At 62.5% G+C, this 18,599-nt stretch carries 15 protein-coding genes and 1 tRNA gene; 11 read left to right on the forward strand and 5 right to left on the reverse strand.

The genetic code is table 11. The annotated features are described in order from the left end of the window. The first annotated feature begins 426 nt into the window (after window positions 1-426). The 6 genes from acs to B0G75_RS25410 all read left to right on the forward strand — a co-directional run bounded on the left by acs (window position 427) and on the right by B0G75_RS25410 (window position 7,734). Window positions 427-2,409 (forward strand): acetate--CoA ligase, encoded by a 1,983-nt coding sequence (gene acs / locus B0G75_RS25385; protein ID WP_106312453.1) that lies wholly within the window; start codon window positions 427-429, stop codon window positions 2,407-2,409. A 147-nt stretch (window positions 2,410-2,556) separates the two neighbouring features. Next, window positions 2,557-2,931, forward strand: a complete 375-nt coding sequence (locus tag B0G75_RS25390; protein ID WP_181309340.1) for a DUF4212 domain-containing protein — start codon at window positions 2,557-2,559, stop codon at window positions 2,929-2,931. 4 nt (window positions 2,932-2,935) lie between these two features. Beyond that, window positions 2,936-4,954: a sodium:solute symporter family protein gene (locus B0G75_RS25395; RefSeq protein ID WP_106312049.1), complete on the forward strand. Its 2,019-nt coding sequence runs from the start codon at window positions 2,936-2,938 to the stop codon at window positions 4,952-4,954. A gap of 60 nt (window positions 4,955-5,014) precedes the next feature. Then, a tRNA-Ser gene (locus tag B0G75_RS25400) sits at window positions 5,015-5,105 on the forward strand. Window positions 5,106-5,216: 111 nt separating this feature from the next. After that, window positions 5,217-6,350, forward strand: coding sequence for an acyltransferase (locus B0G75_RS25405; protein WP_106312052.1), 1,134 nt, complete (start codon window positions 5,217-5,219; stop codon window positions 6,348-6,350). A 121-nt stretch (window positions 6,351-6,471) separates the two neighbouring features. Further along, complete coding sequence (locus B0G75_RS25410; RefSeq protein WP_106312055.1) at window positions 6,472-7,734, forward strand: MFS transporter; 1,263 nt, start codon at window positions 6,472-6,474, stop codon at window positions 7,732-7,734. Between the two features lie 18 nt (window positions 7,735-7,752). Here B0G75_RS25410 and B0G75_RS25415 read toward each other — a convergent pair whose 3' ends face one another. Further along, entirely contained in the window at window positions 7,753-8,664 is a 912-nt protein-coding gene (locus B0G75_RS25415; protein ID WP_106312058.1) for a DMT family transporter, read from the reverse strand. 126 nt (window positions 8,665-8,790) lie between these two features. Here B0G75_RS25415 and B0G75_RS25420 point away from each other — a divergent pair, with 126 nt between their 5' ends. Beyond that, window positions 8,791-9,720 (forward strand): LysR family transcriptional regulator, encoded by a 930-nt coding sequence (locus B0G75_RS25420; RefSeq protein ID WP_106312061.1) that lies wholly within the window; start codon window positions 8,791-8,793, stop codon window positions 9,718-9,720. 93 nt (window positions 9,721-9,813) lie between these two features. Beyond that, entirely contained in the window at window positions 9,814-10,905 is a 1,092-nt protein-coding gene (locus B0G75_RS25425) for an asparaginase (protein ID WP_106312064.1), read from the forward strand. Between the two features lie 265 nt (window positions 10,906-11,170). Here the strand turns inward: B0G75_RS25425 and B0G75_RS25435 are convergent, their stop codons facing one another. After that, window positions 11,171-12,148, reverse strand: coding sequence for a chemotaxis protein (locus B0G75_RS25435; RefSeq protein WP_106312067.1), 978 nt, complete (start codon window positions 12,146-12,148; stop codon window positions 11,171-11,173). 412 nt (window positions 12,149-12,560) lie between these two features. On the opposite strand from B0G75_RS25435, the gene B0G75_RS25440 reads away from it, so the two are divergent. The 3 genes from B0G75_RS25440 (at window position 12,561) to B0G75_RS25450 (ending at window position 16,151) form a co-directional block, all read left to right on the forward strand. After that, window positions 12,561-13,121 carry a DUF4142 domain-containing protein gene (locus B0G75_RS25440; protein WP_106312070.1) on the forward strand — a complete coding sequence of 187 codons (561 nt, stop codon included), beginning with the start codon at window positions 12,561-12,563 and terminating at the stop codon, window positions 13,119-13,121. Window positions 13,122-13,291: 170 nt separating this feature from the next. Next, window positions 13,292-15,016, forward strand: a complete 1,725-nt coding sequence (locus tag B0G75_RS25445; protein WP_106312456.1) for a tetratricopeptide repeat protein — start codon at window positions 13,292-13,294, stop codon at window positions 15,014-15,016. Window positions 15,017-15,125: 109 nt separating this feature from the next. Continuing rightward, a complete protein-coding gene (locus B0G75_RS25450) occupies window positions 15,126-16,151 on the forward strand; it encodes an aldo/keto reductase (protein ID WP_106312074.1) in 1,026 nt (341 codons plus the stop codon). A gap of 50 nt (window positions 16,152-16,201) precedes the next feature. Here the strand turns inward: B0G75_RS25450 and B0G75_RS25455 are convergent, their stop codons facing one another. The 3 genes from B0G75_RS25455 to B0G75_RS25465 form a co-directional block, all read right to left on the reverse strand. Continuing rightward, on the reverse strand, window positions 16,202-16,651 hold the full coding sequence (locus B0G75_RS25455; protein ID WP_258194676.1) for a hypothetical protein: 450 nt from the start codon (window positions 16,649-16,651) through the stop codon (window positions 16,202-16,204). A gap of 146 nt (window positions 16,652-16,797) precedes the next feature. Further along, window positions 16,798-17,694, reverse strand: coding sequence for an SDR family oxidoreductase (locus B0G75_RS25460; protein WP_106312077.1), 897 nt, complete (start codon window positions 17,692-17,694; stop codon window positions 16,798-16,800). Window positions 17,695-17,755: 61 nt separating this feature from the next. Then, window positions 17,756-18,499, reverse strand: a complete 744-nt coding sequence (locus B0G75_RS25465; RefSeq protein WP_106312080.1) for an SDR family oxidoreductase — start codon at window positions 18,497-18,499, stop codon at window positions 17,756-17,758. Between the last annotated feature and the right edge of the window lie 100 nt (window positions 18,500-18,599).

Raw genomic sequence — 18,599 nt, forward strand, 5'->3', positions numbered from 1 at the left:
GGGTTCGCACGGCGTCGCGGTGTGCAGCGCGCTCGCTCAGCGCTCGATCCATGCGCCGTTTCAGACACATGATCGTCACGGCATCGCGTAGCATGCGTTGCTTCGCGCTGCATTCATCATTCGATGCTGGCGTCGCATGAGCCGCGTTAGGGTTTTCGCTGGCAGTCCGGTGCTTTGCGCGTAAGTGGCCGGTAAGTTGCACCGTTTATGTTTGAGCGTGAGAGCGGAACGTCGTTTGGCATGCGTTCATGTTGCGGTGCCGCATGAGTGATGCATGCAGCCGGATGGGTCGCTGCGCATCGGTCGGTGATCGAAGCGCGAGGCTTGGAGACAGCACGCCGCTCGTTGCGGCGTCATCAAGACAGAGGGCGCGCGACGGGCGCGCCGGCACAGGTTTTACGTTTCATCTTCACCAAGGGGTTGTCGATGTCTGCGATTGAATCGGTTCTTCACGAACGCCGTGTTTTCCCTCCCTCCGCTGAAGCAGCGGCGGGTGCCGCGATCTCCGGAATGGACGCGTACCGCGCGCTGGCTGCCGAGGCCGAACGCGATTACGAAGGTTTCTGGGGGCGCCTCGCTCGCGAGACGCTGAGCTGGAACACGCCCTTCACCAAAGTGCTCGACGAATCGAACGCGCCGTTCTACACGTGGTTCGAAGACGGCCAGATCAACGCGTCGTATAACAGCATCGACCGCCACGTCGAGGCCGGCAACGGCGAGCGCGTCGCGATCATTTTCGAAGCCGACGACGGCACCGTCACGAACGTCACGTATCAGGATCTGCTGCAACGTGTGTCGCGCTTCGCGAACGCGCTGAAGAAGCGCGGCGTGAAGAAGGGCGATCGCGTGGTGATCTATATGCCGATGTCGATCGAAGGCATCGTCGCGATGCAGGCATGCGCGCGGATCGGCGCGACACATTCGGTGGTGTTCGGCGGCTTCTCGTCGAAGTCGCTCAATGAGCGGCTGGTGGACGTGGGCGCCGTTGCGCTCGTCACTTCCGACGAACAGATGCGCGGCGGCAAAGCCTTGCCGTTGAAAAACATCGCCGACGAAGCGCTGGCAATGGGCGGTTGCGAAGCAGTCACGAGCGTGATCGTCTATCAGCGCACCGGCGGCAAGGTCGCATGGAACGAAGGCCGCGATCTGTGGATGCACGAACTCGCGCAGGCCGAATCGGATCAATGCGCGCCCGAGTGGGTCGGCGCCGAGCATCCGTTGTTCATCCTCTACACGTCCGGTTCGACCGGCAAGCCGAAGGGCGTGCAGCACAGCACCGGCGGTTATCTGCTGTGGGCCGCGCAAACGCTGAAGTGGACCTTCGACTGGAAGCCCGCGGATGTGTTCTGGTGTACCGCAGACATTGGCTGGATCACCGGCCATAGCTACATCACGTATGGTCCGTTGACGCTCGGCGGCACGCAGGTCGTGTTCGAAGGCGTGCCGACGTATCCGAACGCCGGCCGCTTCTGGGACATGATCGCCAGGCACAAGGTCTCGCTGTTCTATACGGCGCCGACCGCGATCCGCTCGCTAATCAAGGCCGCAGATGCCGACGAGAAAGTGCATCCGAAGAGCTACGACCTGTCCACATTGCGCATCATCGGCACGGTCGGCGAACCGATCAACCCGGAAGCGTGGATCTGGTATTACGAGAACGTCGGCGGCAGCCGTTGCCCGATCGTCGATACGTGGTGGCAAACCGAAACCGGCGGCCACATGATCACACCGCTGCCGGGCGCCACACCTCTGGTGCCGGGTTCATGCACGTTGCCCCTGCCGGGCATCATGGCCGCGGTCGTCGACGAAACTGGCCAGGACGTGCCGAACGGGCAGGGCGGCATTCTGGTGGTGAAGCGTCCGTGGCCGTCGATGTTGCGTAACGTGTGGGGCGATCCGGACCGCTACAAGAAAAGCTACTTCCCCGAGGAGCTCGGCGGCAAGCTGTACCTTGCGGGCGACGGCGCGGTGCGCGACAAGGACACTGGCTACTTTACGATCATGGGCCGCATCGACGACGTGCTCAATGTGTCCGGCCACCGGCTCGGCACAATGGAAATCGAGTCGGCGCTGGTGTCGAACCCGCTGGTCGCGGAAGCCGCTGTGGTGGGGCGCCCCGACGCGACGACCGGTGAAGCCGTGTGCGCGTTCGTCGTGCTGAAACGCGCGCGTCCGGAAGGCGAGGAAGCGGTGAAGCTCGCCAACGAACTGCGCAACTGGGTCGGCAAGGAGATCGGTCCGATCGCCAAGCCGAAGGACATCCGCTTCGGCGAAAACCTGCCGAAGACGCGTTCGGGCAAGATCATGCGCCGCCTGTTGCGCTCGCTCGCGAAGGGCGAGGAAATCACGCAAGACGTATCGACGCTGGAGAACCCGGCGATTCTCGATCAACTCGGCGAGTCGCTTTAAGCTTGCATGGGTCTGTGTGAAGGGCGAGGGCGTATCGAACCAAGATCCTTGGTCCCACGCAGATTGCTGGTCGTGAAGCCACGTTGTTGAAGCCACTGGGCGGACAATCCCGATTGCCTGCCCAGTGGCTTTTTGATACATAGGCGCATGGCCGCGCCGCTCCACTCCTCTCACGCTACGCTGAATCCCCTGCCCGAACCGCCCGCGGTCTCGGCAGCGATGGCGCGCGCGCATCAAAAGTACTGGCGCTTCAACCTCGCATTGATTGCGACGTTGATGACCTTGGGCTTCATCGTGTCGTTCGTGTTGCCGTTGATGGCGCCCGCCCTGGCACAGGTGCGGGTCGGCGGCTTCAGGTTGCCGTTCTACTTCGGCGCGCAGGGGGCGATCCTGATCTATCTGGCGCTCATCGTCGTGTATATCGTGCTGATGCAGCGCGCCGACCGCCAGCTCAAACGCGCCTTTGACGCGGATGCCAGCGCTAGCGTCGGCGCCGATGCGTCCATCGCGCGCGGAAACTGAGCCGATGAAGCTCACGAATCGGCTGATCCGCTCCTACGCTCTTTACACGCTCGGCTTCCTGCTTTTCATCTATGTGATGTGGCGCATCGAGCGCACCACCGGTCCCGGCGTGTGGATCGGTTATGTATTCCTGTTCGTGCCGATTGCGGTGTATGCGGTGATCGGCCTGTTGTCGCGCACTTCCGATCTGGTGGAATACTACGTGGCAGGGCGGCGCGTGCCGTCCGCTTTCAACGGCATGGCGACCGCGGCCGACTGGCTTTCGGCGGCCTCGTTCATCGGCCTCGCCGGGTCGATCTATGCGACCGGATATGACGGTCTCGCTTATCTGATGGGCTGGACCGGCGGCTATTGTCTCGTCGCGTTCCTGCTCGCGCCGTATGTGCGCAAGCTCGCGCGCTACACGATTCCCGATTTTCTCGGCACGCGTTTTTCGAGCAACGCCGTGCGCGGCCTTGCCGCGTTGGCGGCGATTCTGTGTTCGTTCGTTTATCTGGTCGCGCAGATCCAGGGCGTCGGCCTGATTGCGACGCGGTTTATCGGCGTGGATTTTGCCGTCGGCATCTTCTGCGGACTGGCGGGCATTCTGGTGTGTTCGTTTCTCGGCGGCATGCGTGCCGTGACGTGGACGCAGGTCGCGCAATACATCATCCTGATCGCGGCGATTCTGATCCCCGTGTCGATGATCGCGCACAAGGACGGCCTCGGCTGGGTGCCGCAATTCAACTACGGCCGCTTGATGGAGCGGGTCGAAGGCCTCGAGAAGCAGGTGCGCGACGCGCCGCTCGAACAGACCGTGCGCGACGATTATCGCCGCCGTGCCGCGTTGATGCAGATGCGGCTCGACACCTTGCCGCAATCGTTCGTCGACGAGAAGCTGCGTCTCACGCAGGAAGTCGCCGATCTACGCCGCCATAACGGCCCGCTGCGCGAGATCAAGGAGCGCGAGCGCTCACTCGAACAGTTTCCACGCGATGCCGCCGCCGCGCAGATCGTCTGGACTCAGCGACGCGATGAAATGCTGATGCGCGCAGCCGCACCGGTGGCGATGCATGAGCCGTTTCCCGCCGTGAGTGAGGAAGACCGGCGCATCCACGAACGCAATTTTCTTTCGCTGCTGCTGTGCCTGTCGCTCGGCACGGCTAGCCTGCCGCATATTCTGACGCGCTATAACACGACCACCTCGGTGGCTTCAGCGCGACGCTCCGTCGGATGGACGCTGTTCTTCGTCGCGCTGTTCTATCTGACGGTGCCGGTGTTGGCGGTTCTGATCAAGTACGAGATATTGACCAACCTGGTCGGCCATCACTTCTCAGACTTGCCGCAGTGGCTCATGCAGTGGCGCAAGGTCGAACCGAGCCTGATCAGTCTTGCCGATACGAACGGCGACGGCATTGTGCGTTGGAGCGAGATTCAAATGCAGCCCGATATGGTCGTGCTTGCCGCGCCGGAGATCGCGGGACTGCCGTATGTGATGTCAGGGCTGATCGCGGCGGGTGCGCTGGCCGCGGCGCTTTCCACCGCGGACGGTTTGCTGCTCACCATCGCCAATGCCTTGTCGCACGATGTGTACTACCACATGGTCGATCCGAACGCGTCGAGCCAGCGGCGCGTGACGATCTCGAAGATTCTGTTGCTGGGGGTGGCGCTGTTCGCGTCGTACGTGGCGTCGCTGAATACGGGGAACATTCTATTTCTGGTGGGCGCGGCGTTTTCGCTGGCGGCTTCGAGTCTGTTTCCGGTGCTGGTGCTGGGCGTGTTCTGGAAGCGCACCACACGCCTTGGCGCGGTGGCGGGCATGGTGGCGGGGCTGCTGGTGTGCATCTATTACATCGTCTCCACGTACCCGTTCTTCACGCAGATGACGGGTTTCGCCGGAGCCAGGTGGTTCGGGATCGAGCCGATCAGCTCCGGCGTATTCGGCGTGCCGGCGGGGTTTCTGGTGGCGATCGGCGTGAGCCTGATCGACCGGAAACCGGACGCTTATACGCGGGCGCTGGTGGACTATATCCGGCATCCTTAAGCCGGTTTGCGCATGGGTATGGCGCGGCGCGCGAAGTTTGCTATAATTCGACTCCCCGCCGGAGAGATGGATGAGCGGTTTAAGTCGCACGCCTGGAAAGCGTGTATAGGTTAATAACCTATCCGGGGTTCGAATCCCCGTCTCTCCGCCAGGAACGAATGATAAGCCGTTGAATCCCCAAGGATTCAACGGCTTTTTGTTTTCTTGCCAGAGCCGCCAAACCTTACCGCCGCAATCATTCCGTAATCTGTAGAATGCGCGGATGGAAACACATAGCATCCGAGACGCAAGCTCCTTGCGCTACGTGACCGGCCTCGATGGACTCCGAGCCATCTCGATGATGCTGGTCGTCCTGTTCCACTACACGAGCTATTTTTCCAGCGGCCTCTCAGAGTTGGGTGGCGCATGGTCCGGTATCGTGCGTATTGCGTCGACCGGCTGGATAGGCGTGGACGTGTTTTTCGTGATCTCGGGCTTTCTCATCACCACGACGCTATTAAAGCGGCCCGTCAATTCGGTCGAGTCCTATGCGAAATTCATCCAACGCCGGGCAATCCGGTTGCTGCCCGCCTATGTCGCGAGCCTGCTGATATTCACGCTTGTCGTGCTGCTGATCGACCCGCATAGCAAGGTCTTGAAAAACGAGTACCTGCTATGGACGTTCACGGCCAGTCTGCAGTCGCTGTTCGGCGATCGGGTTGCGCTGGCGGATCAACATTTCACCATGGCCCATTTCTGGACGCTGGCCGTGGAATGGCATTTCTATGTCGTGTTTCCGATTCTCGTCGCCCGTTTCCATTCGTACTTTCGCCCGGCCGTGGCGCTGCTGCTGGTGGCGATATCGTTCAGAGTGGCGTGCCATTTTGCTGGCATTTCCGACAACGGCATCTATACCTTCACGCTTTGCCGGATCGACTCGATTGCAGTAGGTTGCCTGCTGGCACTCGTGCCTTCCCATCTTCGTTCCAGACAGTCCGCAGCGGCAGGCGTACTCGGCGTGGCGATGTTCATGGCGATCTGGATAGCGTTGGCATGTTCAGATGTCCCATTCAAAACCTTGGCGTGGCTTCAGACGTTCGGATACACGCTGCTAGCCGTGTCAGTCGCGTTGATGATTTGCCGGGTCATCCATTCGTCTGCGCGCTCGCCGATCGTGCGTGCGCTGGAATCCAAGCCGCTTGCTGCAATAGGGCGCGCAAGCTATAGCCTGTACATCTGGCACGTGCCGTTCTATCCCGCCATCGCGCTGCTGGCGCAACGCAATTTCACGGACATCAGGCTTGCGTATCTGGTCGCGGTACTGGCCGGCGTCGTGATGACGGCGGCGCTCGGCAGCCTCTCGTATCTGCTCGTCGAATCCCGATTCACCCGGGCGCGTCCGGCGGTTCTCGCCTGAAGGCGGCGGGCCGTTTCGTCGCTGCCGGCGACGCGTGCCGCGCAAGGCCGTAACCCAAAACAAATCATCTTGCTCTAAACTAGCGGCCGCCCAAGTCCGCCCAGTCAAGAGCACGAACGCCATGCCTCCAGCGCCCGCCGAACTGCCCGGCTCCTCATCCGTTAGTTTGCCGAAACACCCCGCATTTCAGCGTTTCTGGTGCACCCGCATCCTCTCGTCGCTGTCGTTCCAGATGCTCGCCGTGGCAATGGGCTGGCACATATACGCGCTCACGCATAGCGCTTTCGCACTCGGCCTCGTCGGCCTCGCGCAATTTCTGCCGATGTTCGTGCTGACGCTGGTCGTGGGCCACGTCGCCGACCGTTACGACCGCCGCCGTATCGCGGCAATCTGTCAAAGCCTCGAAAGTCTCGCTGCATTGTTATTCGCTGTCGGCACCTTCAGCGGCTGGATCAGCGCACCCGTGATTTATGTGCTCGCCGCATGCGTCGGTGCGGCGCGCGCCTTCGAATCGCCCGCGGTGGCTTCGCTATTGCCGGGCGTCGTGCCGCGCGGTCAGTTGCCCAAAGCAACGGCATGGGCCACTTCGGCGAATCAGACCGCGCAGATCGCGGGCCCGGCGTTGGGCGGTCTGCTTTACGGCATCGGCCCGGGCGCTGCCTATCTCGCCTGCACGCTGTCGTTTGCGGCCGCGGCCGCAGCGGTGTCGGGCATCTCGCTACAGACAAAGCCGGCGAACCGCGCACCTGTCACGCTTGAATCGGTGTTCTCGGGCATTGCCTTCATTCGCCGCGAACCGGTGATTCTCGGCGCGTTGTCGCTCGATCTGTTCGCCGTGCTGTTCGGCGGCGCGACCGCACTGTTGCCGATCTTCGCGCGCGATATCCTGCACACGGGGCCGCTCGGTCTAGGGCTGTTGCGCTCGGGCACCGCCATTGGCGCACTCGCCGGCACCGTCTGGCTCGCGCATTTCCCGCTGCGCAACAGGCCGGGCGCGGCGATGTTCGGCGGCGTGATCGCGTTCGGCGCGGCCACGGTCGTGTTCGGCCTGTCGCATCAATTTCTCGTGTCGCTCATCGCGCTGATGGTGCTCGGCGCGTCGGACACCATCAGCGTGGTCGTGCGTCTGTCGCTCGTGCAACTGCGCACGCCGGAGGAAATGCTGGGACGCGTCAGCGCGGTCAACTCGCTTTTCATCGGGACGTCGAATCAATTGGGCGAATTCGAATCCGGCGTGACGGCGGGGTGGTGGGGCGCACAACCGGCCGTGCTGGTGGGCGGCGTCGCGACCATCGCGGTCGCCTTGCTCTGGATGCGCTTCTTTCCGGAGCTCAGACGCACGCGCTCGCTGGAGCGCGAAGAGGAGCTGGCGCCGAGCCCCTGATCGACGCAACACCTTGCTTCAGGCCTGCGCGGCGCTCACACGCAACGCGGTCCATCGCACGGTCGCCAGAATCGATGCCGCGACGATCAATGCACCGCCGACCCACGCGGTCACCGAAATTCGCTCGCCCAACCAGATGCAGGCAAACAATGCCCCGAACGCCGGTTCGCTGCCCATCAGCAGCGAGACGCGTGTCGGGCTGCTGCGCTTGATCGCGAAGTTCTGCGCGAAGAACGCGAACAGCGTGCACGCGATCACCAGATAGCCGACATAGCCCCAGAACGCCGCATGTCCCGCAATCGGGGGCACAGGCTGCCACTGCTGCGGCGCAAACAGCCAGGCGGCCGCGGCGCTGCCGAATGCCACCACGCCAGACTGAACCGCAGTCACCGATAGTGGCGGCAGCGCCGAATCGCGCATCACGCTTTTGGTCACACACACCGTCAGCGCGCGCAGCAGCGCGGCGAGCAAAATCAGCGCATCGCCGGGATTGAGGCTCAGTTCACCGTCGCCGGCGAGCAGCCATGCGCCCAGCAGCGAAAGCGCCACTGCCACCCATTCGATGCGGCTCGGTTTGCGCTTGAGCAGCAACCATTCGACGAGCGGCGTCAACACCACGCACAAGCTGATCAGAAACGCGGCGTTGGCCGCGCGTGTCATCAGGATGCCGAAGGTTTCACAGAGAAAGATACCGAGCAGCAGCACGCCGGAGAACAGCACGCCGCGCAGCGTGCGGGCGTCGGCGGTGCGCAGGTGGCGCAGGGCAGGCGACAGGATCACGAAAGTGATGCCGAAGCGCAGCGCGAGCAGACCCAGCACCGGATAAAACACCAGCGCGCTTTTCACCACGCCGTAACTGGTGCCCCACACGACGGCGACGGCGAGCAGCATCAGATCGGACAACATGAGCAGACGTTCTTGTTTCGACATGGACGGACCTCGAGCTAATAAGGCCGTATTGTCGAACTTTGCGTCACGCGTGATAATCGGGTCTCGGCGCAAAGCGTTTATGTCGCAAATGCATTAATACCTGGCCACACTCACGGACCCGGAACGATGACCCCAACCGAGCTTTTCGCCTTGCTGCCGGACATGGCGGTTTTTGCGCGCGTCGTCGACGCCGGCAATTTCTCGGTGGCGGCGCGGCAACTCGGCAGCACGCCGTCGACGGTCAGCCGTCAGATCAAGCGGCTCGAAGACGCGCTGGCGACACGTTTGCTCGAGCGTTCCACGCGCACGGTGCGGGTGACGGAATCGGGCGCTCAGGTGGTGCGATTCTGTCGCGACATGGTGAGCGCCGCGTCGGGCGCGGTCGACGCCGCCGGGCAACTGGCTGGCAGACCGCAAGGCAAGGTGAGCGTGAGCGCGCCGACCCAGTTCGCGAGGTCCGTGATCCACCCGCTGATCGCCGGCTTCCTGCGCGCTTACGACGAAGTGGACCTGCAACTCCTGTTCACCGATCACGACGTCGACCCGCTCGCCGACGATGTCGATCTGGTGATCCGCCTGACCGAGCATCCACCGCAGGGACTCGCGGGGCGCCGGTTGGGCGCGGTGCGCTGGCTGCTGGTTGCGTCGCCGGCGTATTTGCGTGAGCGCGGCACACCGGCGCAGCCACGCGATCTGCAGAAGCACGCCTGCATCTACCTGGGCGAGACTGCCGACGACAACCGCTGGCGCTTTCGCCGCGGCACGGAGACACAGAGCGTCGACGTGAAGGGTCGCTACATCGCCAATCATGCCGGCGCGCGACTCGAAGCCGCGCTACAGGACTTCGGCATTGCGTGCGTACCAGAATTCGCGGCCGCGGAATCACTGCGGAGCGGCGAACTCATGCAGGTTCTGCCCGACTGGAATCTCGAAGCGCGCGCTTACGTGGGCTCGGTGTGGCTGCTGTATCCACCAAATCGATTCTTACCGCCGAAGGTGAGGGCATTGATCGACTACCTCGTCGAGCATCTTCACGACACGCTCGATACTGCATGAGAACCGCCGCGCGCGAGACGAAAGTGGAATTGCCCGCGTCATTCATGATTCAATGCAGTCCCAGCGATTCGATCGATCACGAGGAGAACCAGCATGAGCACGCGCGAAACCGGGCCGATTGCGGCGACTGTCTATCGTGGCGCTTCGATTGAGAACACGCATGCGGCGCACGTCGCGGTGGTCGATGCGAGTGGTCGGCTGCTGGCCTCATTCGGCGATCCGTCGCGCATGACGCTGGCGCGTTCCGCGGCGAAGCCCGCGCAAGCGTTGGCGGTGTTGGAGACCGGCGCACTGGAGCGTTTCGATTTCGACGAAGCCGACCTTGCGCTGATGTGCGGCTCGCACAGCAGCGAGGCGCGCCATATCGAGCGCACGCGCCAGATGCTGGCCAAGGCGCAGGCGAGCGAAGCCGATTTGCGCTGCGGCGGCCATCCACCGTTATCCGACGCCGTCTATATCGACTGGCTCAAACGCGACTTCAAGCCGGGCGGCGTATGCAGCAACTGCTCTGGCAAACACGCGGGCATGCTGGCAGGCGCGCAATCGATCGGCGCATCGATGGAGGGTTATGAACGACCCGACCATCCATTGCAGGTGCGAGTAAAACACACGGTCGCGGACGTCTGCGACCTACCCCAAGAAGCAGTGCAATGGGCGACGGACGGCTGCAATCTACCGACACCGGCTTTTCCGCTCGATCGCCTCGCGCGCCTGTTCGCGAAGCTGGCCGCCGCGAAAGACGAGGTATCGTCGAACGCACAGTCAGTCACATCGCGCACTTCGGCGCTCGCCCGAATCTACCGCGCGATGACAACGTATCCCGAATGGGTAGCGGGCGAGGGCCGCTTCTGCACGCAGTTGATGCAGGCATTCGACGGCGCGCTGGTCGGCAAGGTCGGCGCGGACGGCAGCTACGCGATAGGCGTACGAGCATCGGAGCAGACGAAGAGGGCGGGCGCGCAAGGCGCGCTAGGCCTCGCGGTAAAAATCGACGATGGCAACGTCGGCGTCTTGTACGCGGTGGTAGCGGAACTGCTAGCGTTGCTAGAGATCGGGACACCGGAACAACGAGCGAAGCTCGCGGCGTTCCACGCACCAAAGATGTTGAACACAATGGGCATCCAAACGAGCCGACTAGCATTCTCGGTTGCACTCAACCGCGCACCGGAAGCCGCCCTCCGATGAACGACCGCAGCGGCGCGCGCAGCGCCGCCGGAAGAATGACTGCTGTGCCACGAGAGCGGAATGTGCGAGAACACAGATTCCAGATGCGCCACTACCGTGGCTGTGCGAGGGACCCGCTTATGAGTTGGCGGTGCAAAGCGGCTTTCTTTGCCTACTTTCTTTGCCGCGGCAAAGAAAGTAGGTGCCGCCCCGCACAGGGGCAACGCCAATAGACCACCGCGAATTCAAGGAAAGGCCAACAAACCAAGAAGCAAAGAAAAAAAACTCAAGCAGCAACCCGAGAAGGCAAAACCCCAATCGCATTCCGAATAGCATCCGCCAACTCCGAGGCAGCAAACTTCGCCACATACCCATTAGCCCCGGCATTCTTCACATGCGCCTCATTAGCCGCCCCGGTAAGAGAAGAATGAATAATGACCGGAATATCCCGAGTCCGCTCATCGGCCTTAATCTGCCGAGTGAGCATAAACCCATCCATCTCAGGCATCTCGAGATCCGTCAAAACAAGCGCAATCCTATCCTTAACACGGGTCCCATTAGCCTGCGCCTCACGCGCAACCTGCTGCAAGGTATTCCAGGCCTCTTCCCCTGTCTTGGTCATCACATAATCCGCCCCGATAGCACTCAAAGCCTGCTCAATAAGCTTCCGGGCAAACCCGGAATCATCGGCCGCAAGAATCTTCGCCCCAGGCGGAATCCCCAACGCATCTCCAACGGAAGTCGGATCCACACTAGGATGCTGTGACGGAAACACATCGCGCAACACCTGCTCCACATCGATCACTTGCGCCAACCGCGAATCCCCGGTATTCCCATCGATCCGTGCAATGCTGGTAACAAGATTGCCCCCAGCCGCGCCTTCAGCGGACAAAACCTGATTCCACTCCAGCCGCACGATATCGTCGACCTCCTCGACCGCGAACGCCTGAGTCGACCGCGCAAATTCCGTCACGAGCAAGATATTCAGCCCGCGCGTCGGCTCACATCCCATCAACCGCGGCAAGTCGATCACAGGAATGATCTGCCCGCGAATATCCACGGCGCCCATCACGAACGGCGACGAACCGGCAATCGGCGTCACCGCGGGCATCGTCGAAATTTCCCGCACCTTGAAGACGTTGATGCCATAAAGCTCGTGCGCATCGCTGCCGGGCACCGAACCCAAGCGGTACAGCAACAACTCGAACTTGTTGGAACTCGTCAGATTGCTGCGTTCATCGTTCGCGCGGTTATCTACTGCCATCGAATCTCTCCAGGATTACGGTGCGTGTGATGCGCCACCCAACCGTGTCGTTCGATCCTGGCGCGCGCCTTACCTTTCTGTTATCGGCGCGGCGGACGGAAAGTTCAGCGATTCCGCACGGTTTTCCTCGCATGCTCTGGTTAACACGCAAGCGATATCGAGGGTACCAGGCGGCACGAGCACTTTGGCCGCAATACAGGCCTGTCAAGGCATTCATATGAAGGTTACCTACCGTTACAGAAGCGACAGCGTCGTATCACATGCCGCAGGGCACGGCTCCTAGAATTCACAGCGACTAAAGCGTGGCGCCGTCAGCGGCCCGCAAGCTGACTGCAAGGAAAGCGCGCAGCCGGCCCGACGCCTGAGGCGCACACGCATCGCTGTCGTTTCGCTTCCACCTCAAGGAGAACGTATGATCCGCTTGCCTCTCGCCACTATCACCAGCGCCTGCATGGCTGGACTGCTCGTCGTCGCCGGCGCGGCCAACGCTCAAACAACGCCGGCAGCGGCCGCGGCAGACGCCGGCCGTCTGCATGCCGCCGACCAGATGTTCATCGCGGACGGCACCAAGGCCGTCGCGACGCAACGCGACGCCGCGCGCATCGCGACCTCGCGCTCGACCGACCGCGACGTCAAGGCGTTCGCCGAGCGCGTCTCGACCGACAACGCGAAAATCTCCGACGCACTGCGCGCGGCGAGCCCGCGCGGCGTCGATGTGCCGAAGAACGATCCCGACGCAGCGGTGCTCGCGAGCATCAACAACCTGCGTGGTGCCGAATTCGACAAGGCCTATATCGAACAGGTCGCGCTCGCTGGTGAGCAGAAAGCGCTCTCGGCATTCCAGGCGGAAATCGCGTCGGGCCGCGACGAGCAGTTGAAGGACGCGGCAAAGAAGGCATTGCCGACGATCCAGGAACACTACGCAATGGCGCAGGAGCTTGCCAAGCGTAAGCATCTGCCGACCGCGCAGTAAGCGGTTAAACGCGCGTCACGTTTCGGCGTGACGCGCGGGCGTCCGGATGCGTGGTTTTCGGCGATAATCGGCTTCGCTCTTTCGAGTCCGCTGCGCGCCCGGTCTTGCGCGACGCCCCGCAACTCGAAAGCTCCCACGGTTTTCACGCGCATTCGATCAAAGCTCTCCGCATGAGCAAGCCCGCCAATTTGCCGCAACAGTTGGACCACATGCTTCGGCAAGCCGTCGCGCTTCAGCAGAACGGCGCATTCGCCGAGGCTGAAGAGCTCTACCGCGAAATCCTCGAACTCAAGCCCCGTCATTTCGACGCGCTGCAATTGCTCGGCGCGTTGGCGCTGCAATCGGGCCGCCTGCAAGAGGGCGTCGAGTTACTCAGAAAAGCGCTTGCCATCAACGCGAAACAGGCACCGCTTCATTCCAATCTCGCGTATGCGTTGAACGTCCTGCAGCGTTTCGACGAAGCCCTCGCGAGCGCCGATCGGGCGCTCGCCTTGCAGCCCCAATTCCCCGACGCGCTGAACAACCGCGGCAACGCGCAAGCCGGCCTGAACCGGCCGCTCGATGCGCTCGGCAGCTTCGATCGGGCGATTGCGTTGAACCCGGATTTCGCGCAGGCCTGGAACAATCGCGCGTGCGTGCTGCGCGATCTGGGCCGTCCCGCCGATGCGCTCGCCAGTTGCGATCACGCGCTCGCGCTGCAACCGGGTTATCCCGACGCGTGGAGCAATCGCGGCAATGCCTTCAGCGACCTGAACCAGCCAGAAGAAGCGGAGCGCTGCTACCGTCGCGCGCTGGAATTGGCGCCGGCGTTCGCCGATGCCTGGAACAACCTCGGCCTCACGCAGATCGATCTCAACCAGCACGCGCAAGCGCTCGTGAGTTATGAACGCGCTCTGGCCGTGAATCCCGATGCCGCCGAAACACATTGGAATGAATCACTGTGCCTGCTGCAAATGGGACAGCTCGAAGCCGGCTGGCAAAAATATGAATGGCGCTGGGAGCGCAGCCGCATCAAGGCAAGCCGGCGCAGTTTTGCGCAACCGCTTTGGCTCGGCGATTTTTCGATCGACGGCAAGACGATTCTGTTGCACGCGGAGCAGGGTCTCGGCGACACGCTGCAGTTTTGCCGCTATGCCGCGCTGGTGTCGAAACTCGGCGCGAAGGTCGTGCTCGAAGTGCCGCGCGAACTGATGCGTCTCATGGCCACGCTCGACGGTGTGGACCAGTTGATCGAAGCCGGCCATACGCTGCCATCGTTCGATTGTCACTGTCCGCTGCTGAGTTTGCCGCTCGCATTCAAGACCGGTCTCGACAGCATTCCATCGACAACGCCTTATCTCTACGCGGACGCCGAAGCGGCTCGCCAATGGCGCGAGCGGCTTCACGCGCCAGCAGACGCGCGCCTCAAAGTCGGACTCGTATGGGCAGGCGGCAACCGTCCGCATGTCGCCGAACTTCGCAAGAACGATGCGCGCCGTTCGATCGCATTCGCACGACTCGCGCCGCTTCTCGACGTGCCGAACGTGCAGTTCTTCAGCCTGCAAAAAGGACCGGCCGCACAGCAACTCGAAAGCGCCGCGCGGAGCGAACATGTGATCGATTACACGGAAGAACTCGACGACTTCGCCGACACCGCGGCATTGGTGGCGAACCTCGATCTGGTGATTTCCGTGGACACGTCCACCGCGCATCTGGCTGGCGCACTCGACAAACCGGTCTGGATTCTGAACCGCCTCGACACCTGCTGGCGGTGGATGCTGGAACGCACGGATACGCCGTGGTATCCACGTGCCCGGTTGTTCCGGCAACCGGCGCTTGGCGATTGGGACAGTGTGATGCAGGCCGCGCGTGATGCGCTGAACGCAATGGCGGCGGGAGCGATGCATCCACGATAACGGTCCCGTTCGCACCCGCCACGTTCTCTGCGCGCTGGCCGACGGGATCGTTCGGGCGCGCGTAGACTGAACGTCCGTTTATCGACGGCTAAGTCATGGAGAGTCATCAATGGAATACAGACATCTGGGTGCATCCGGTTTCAAGGTGCCGGTGCTGAGTTTCGGCACGGGCACGTTCGGCGGCAAGGGCGAGTTCTTTCAGGCGTGGGGCGCGACCGACGTCGCCGAAGCGCGGCGTCTGCTCGACATCTGCTTCGATGCGGGCGTCACCATGTTCGACACTGCGGACATCTATTCGAGCGGCGCGTCCGAGTCGGTGCTCGGTGAAGCGCTCAAGGGCAAGCGCGACAAGGCGATCATTTCGACCAAGGCGACCTTCCGTTTCGCCGACGGCCCGAACAGCGTCGGCTCGTCGCGCTTCCATCTGATCCAGGCCGTGGACACAGCGCTCAAGCGCTTGCAAACCGACTACATCGACCTGTTTCAACTGCACGGTTTCGACGCCAGAACGCCGATCGTCGAAGTCATGTCCACGCTTGACGATCTGGTGCGCGCCGGCAAGATCCGTTACACGGGCGTGTCGAATTTCTCCGGCTGGCACCTGATGAAATCGCAGGACGTGGCGGATCGCTACGGCTATCCGCGCTACGTCGCGAATCAGACGTACTACTCGCTCGTGGGCCGCGACTACGAGTGGGAGCTGATGCCGCTCGGCGTCGATCAAGGCGTGGGCGCGGTGGTGTGGAGTCCGCTCGGCTGGGGGCGTCTCACCGGCAAGATCAAACGCGGCCAGCCGTTGCCCGATTCGAGCCGCCTGCATAAAACCGCCGACATGGGCCCACCGGTGCCGGACGAGTATCTGTTCCGCGTGCTCGATGCCATCGACGAGATCGCCGCCGAAACCGGCAAGACCGTGCCGCAGATCGCGCTGAACTGGCTGCTGCAGCGGCCGACGGTGTCGACAGTGCTGATCGGCGCGCGTAACGAGGAACAGTTGCGGCAGAACCTCGGCGCGGTGGGCTGGAATCTGACGCCCGAGCAGGTGGCCAAGCTCGACGCGGCGAGCGCCGTGCGTCCCGCTTATCCGTACTGGCATCAGGAAGGGTTCGTTGAGCGCAATCCGAAGGCGGTGTGAGCGCGCTTTCGTCTGAAAGCACGCCGCTCGACATGCGCTCCGGCTCGGACTCATTTCGCGAGTTCGGCCGGGGCGGCGAATAGTTCGTTGTAGTAGCGGCGGCCGGCATCGAGATGCGGGCCGAACGCGAAACCTTGCGCGAGCATGGCGTCGAAGTCGGCGCGTTCGATTTTCATCACGTAGCTATGCTCGGTGGTGACGAGGCGGCACGCGGCGCCTGTCGTCGTCGTCGTCGCGGCACTAAACCACTTGCCCGCGCTTGCGTGGTCCGCCGGATAAGCGCGCTGGCCCGCTTCCACTTGCCAGCCGCCGTCCAGCAGAATCCACATCGGTTGATCGCCGCCAGTTTTCTCTCTGTCGTTGCATTGCGCGACAACCGTGCCGGCCTGCGCTTCCCATTCATGCGAGTGGCCGATTACCCAGCGTAGTTGATCCGTCGTCAGGCTCGTGAAGAACGGTGTGTGCTTCAGCAAATGAAGGTACGTGACCGAAGGTTTCATGGTCGTGCTCCTCGTCGTAACGGATGCGCCGGACGCGTCGGAAGGTTGAGTTTGGGCATCGCATGCGCCGACGAGAACCGGCAGCAGAACGGCGCATGCGATCAGCGTGATGGCTCTCACTGCGTTGTGCCTCGCCGCCGTCACGTTCAACGTCGAACCCGCGCTTCAAGTAAATCGCCCATGCCGATTCGCCTGGCAAATTCGATCCGCACACGCTCCGATACTTCGAGCACCTCGCGCGCGCCATCGCCGACAAAGTCGATCACCGAACGCATCGGCCGCTCGCCCGAAGGCAGGCCGACGATCCGCACGATTTCATCGGCCACGGCTTGCGGATCGGCGTCGTCGGGCGTCAGTTCGGACAAGCGAGCGCCGATTTGATCCATCACACCGTCGTAGCGTGCGTAGGCCGCGGCCCGCCCGGTATCGGCCGGCTTGCCCGCGCTCGGAAAGTGAGCGGTGCCGCGGGTGAATGCGCCCGGCACCACGATCGAGGTTTCGATGCCGAAGCGCGCGATCTCGTACGCGAGCGAAACCGCCAGCGAATCCATCGCGGCTTTTGCGGCGCCATACGGACCGAGGAAGGGAGGAAAGCCTCCCTTGGTCGTCGAGCTGCTGACCCACAGCAACAAGCCCGCTTCCTGCTGGCGCAGATAAGGCAGCACGGCGCGGTTCACGCGCTGCGCGCCGAACAGGTTGGTATCGAACACCTTCACCATTTCTTCCGGCGTGAAGGCTTCGCTCGGCCCGACCACCAGATGCCCGGCGTTCTGCATCACCACGTCGAGCCGTCCCTGTTCGCCGACGATCGTCGCCGCCGCGGCATCGGCCGATGCTTGCGACAACACGTCGAGTTCGAGCGGATGCAACTGGATGCCTTTTGCTTTCGCGAGCTCGCGCAGTTCATCGGCGCGCGGCTTATTGCGTCCTTCGACATCGCGCATCGTCGCGTAGACAACGTGGCCCGCTTCGGCAAGAGACTGTGCGCTGAGTTTGCCGATACCCGTACCGGCGCCCGTTACGAGGATGATCTTCTTCTGCATTTTTCTTCTCCGATTCGATGAGAGTAGGGCGGCTGCCCAGAGAAAACGCGTATCGAACGCCTCAAGCAACACCGCCGTTGGCGCGCAGAATCTGGCCGTTGACCCAGCCCGCGTCAGGACCGGCGAGGAACGCCACCACCGACGCGATGTCGTCCGGCTGACCGAGGCGTTGCAGCGGCGGCATCTTCGCGAAGGTCTGGATCTGTTCTTCGGTCTTGCCGTCGAGGAACAGCGACGTCGCGATCGGACCCGGCGCCACGGCATTGACGGTGATGTTGCGGCCGCGCAGTTCCTTGGCGAACACATGGGTGAACGCTTCGACGGCTGCTTTCGTCGCGTTGTAGATCGCATAGCCCGGCATGTTCAGCGCCAGCGTGGTGCTCGAAAAGTTGACGACGCGGCCGCCGTCGTTCATGCGCACGGCAGCTTCGCGCAAGGTGTTGAAGGTGCCGCGCACGTTGATGTCGAAGGTCTGGTCGTAGAGCGCGTCGCTGGTGTCGGCGAGCGGCACAGGCTTGAGCACGCCCGCGTTGTTGACCAGCACATCCACCTTGCCGAGCTGCTGTTCGGTGATCTCGAACAGGCGGCGTACGTCGTCGGCGTTCGACACGTCGGCTTTCACCGCGATGGCTTCGGCGCCGGCTGCCGTGAGTTCGGCGACGAGCTGATCGGCTTCCGTCGAACTGGATGCGTAATTGACCGCGACGGCGAACCCGTCCTTGGCCAGACGTTGCGCAACCGCTGCGCCGATGCCGCGCGATGCGCCGGTGACCATTGCGACTTTGGCGTTGTTGAGCGTGTTCATGATTCGTTTCCTTGAGTCCGTTGAGTGGGTGAGGTGAATCATGGACGCTTTCCGCGCCTTGATAATCGGGTTAGAATGGGCATCATCATTCCATTTGCTT

Origin of the sequence: Paraburkholderia sp. BL18I3N2, from assembly GCF_003001875.1 — a bacterium.
GTDB lineage: Bacteria > Pseudomonadota > Gammaproteobacteria > Burkholderiales > Burkholderiaceae > Paraburkholderia > Paraburkholderia phytofirmans.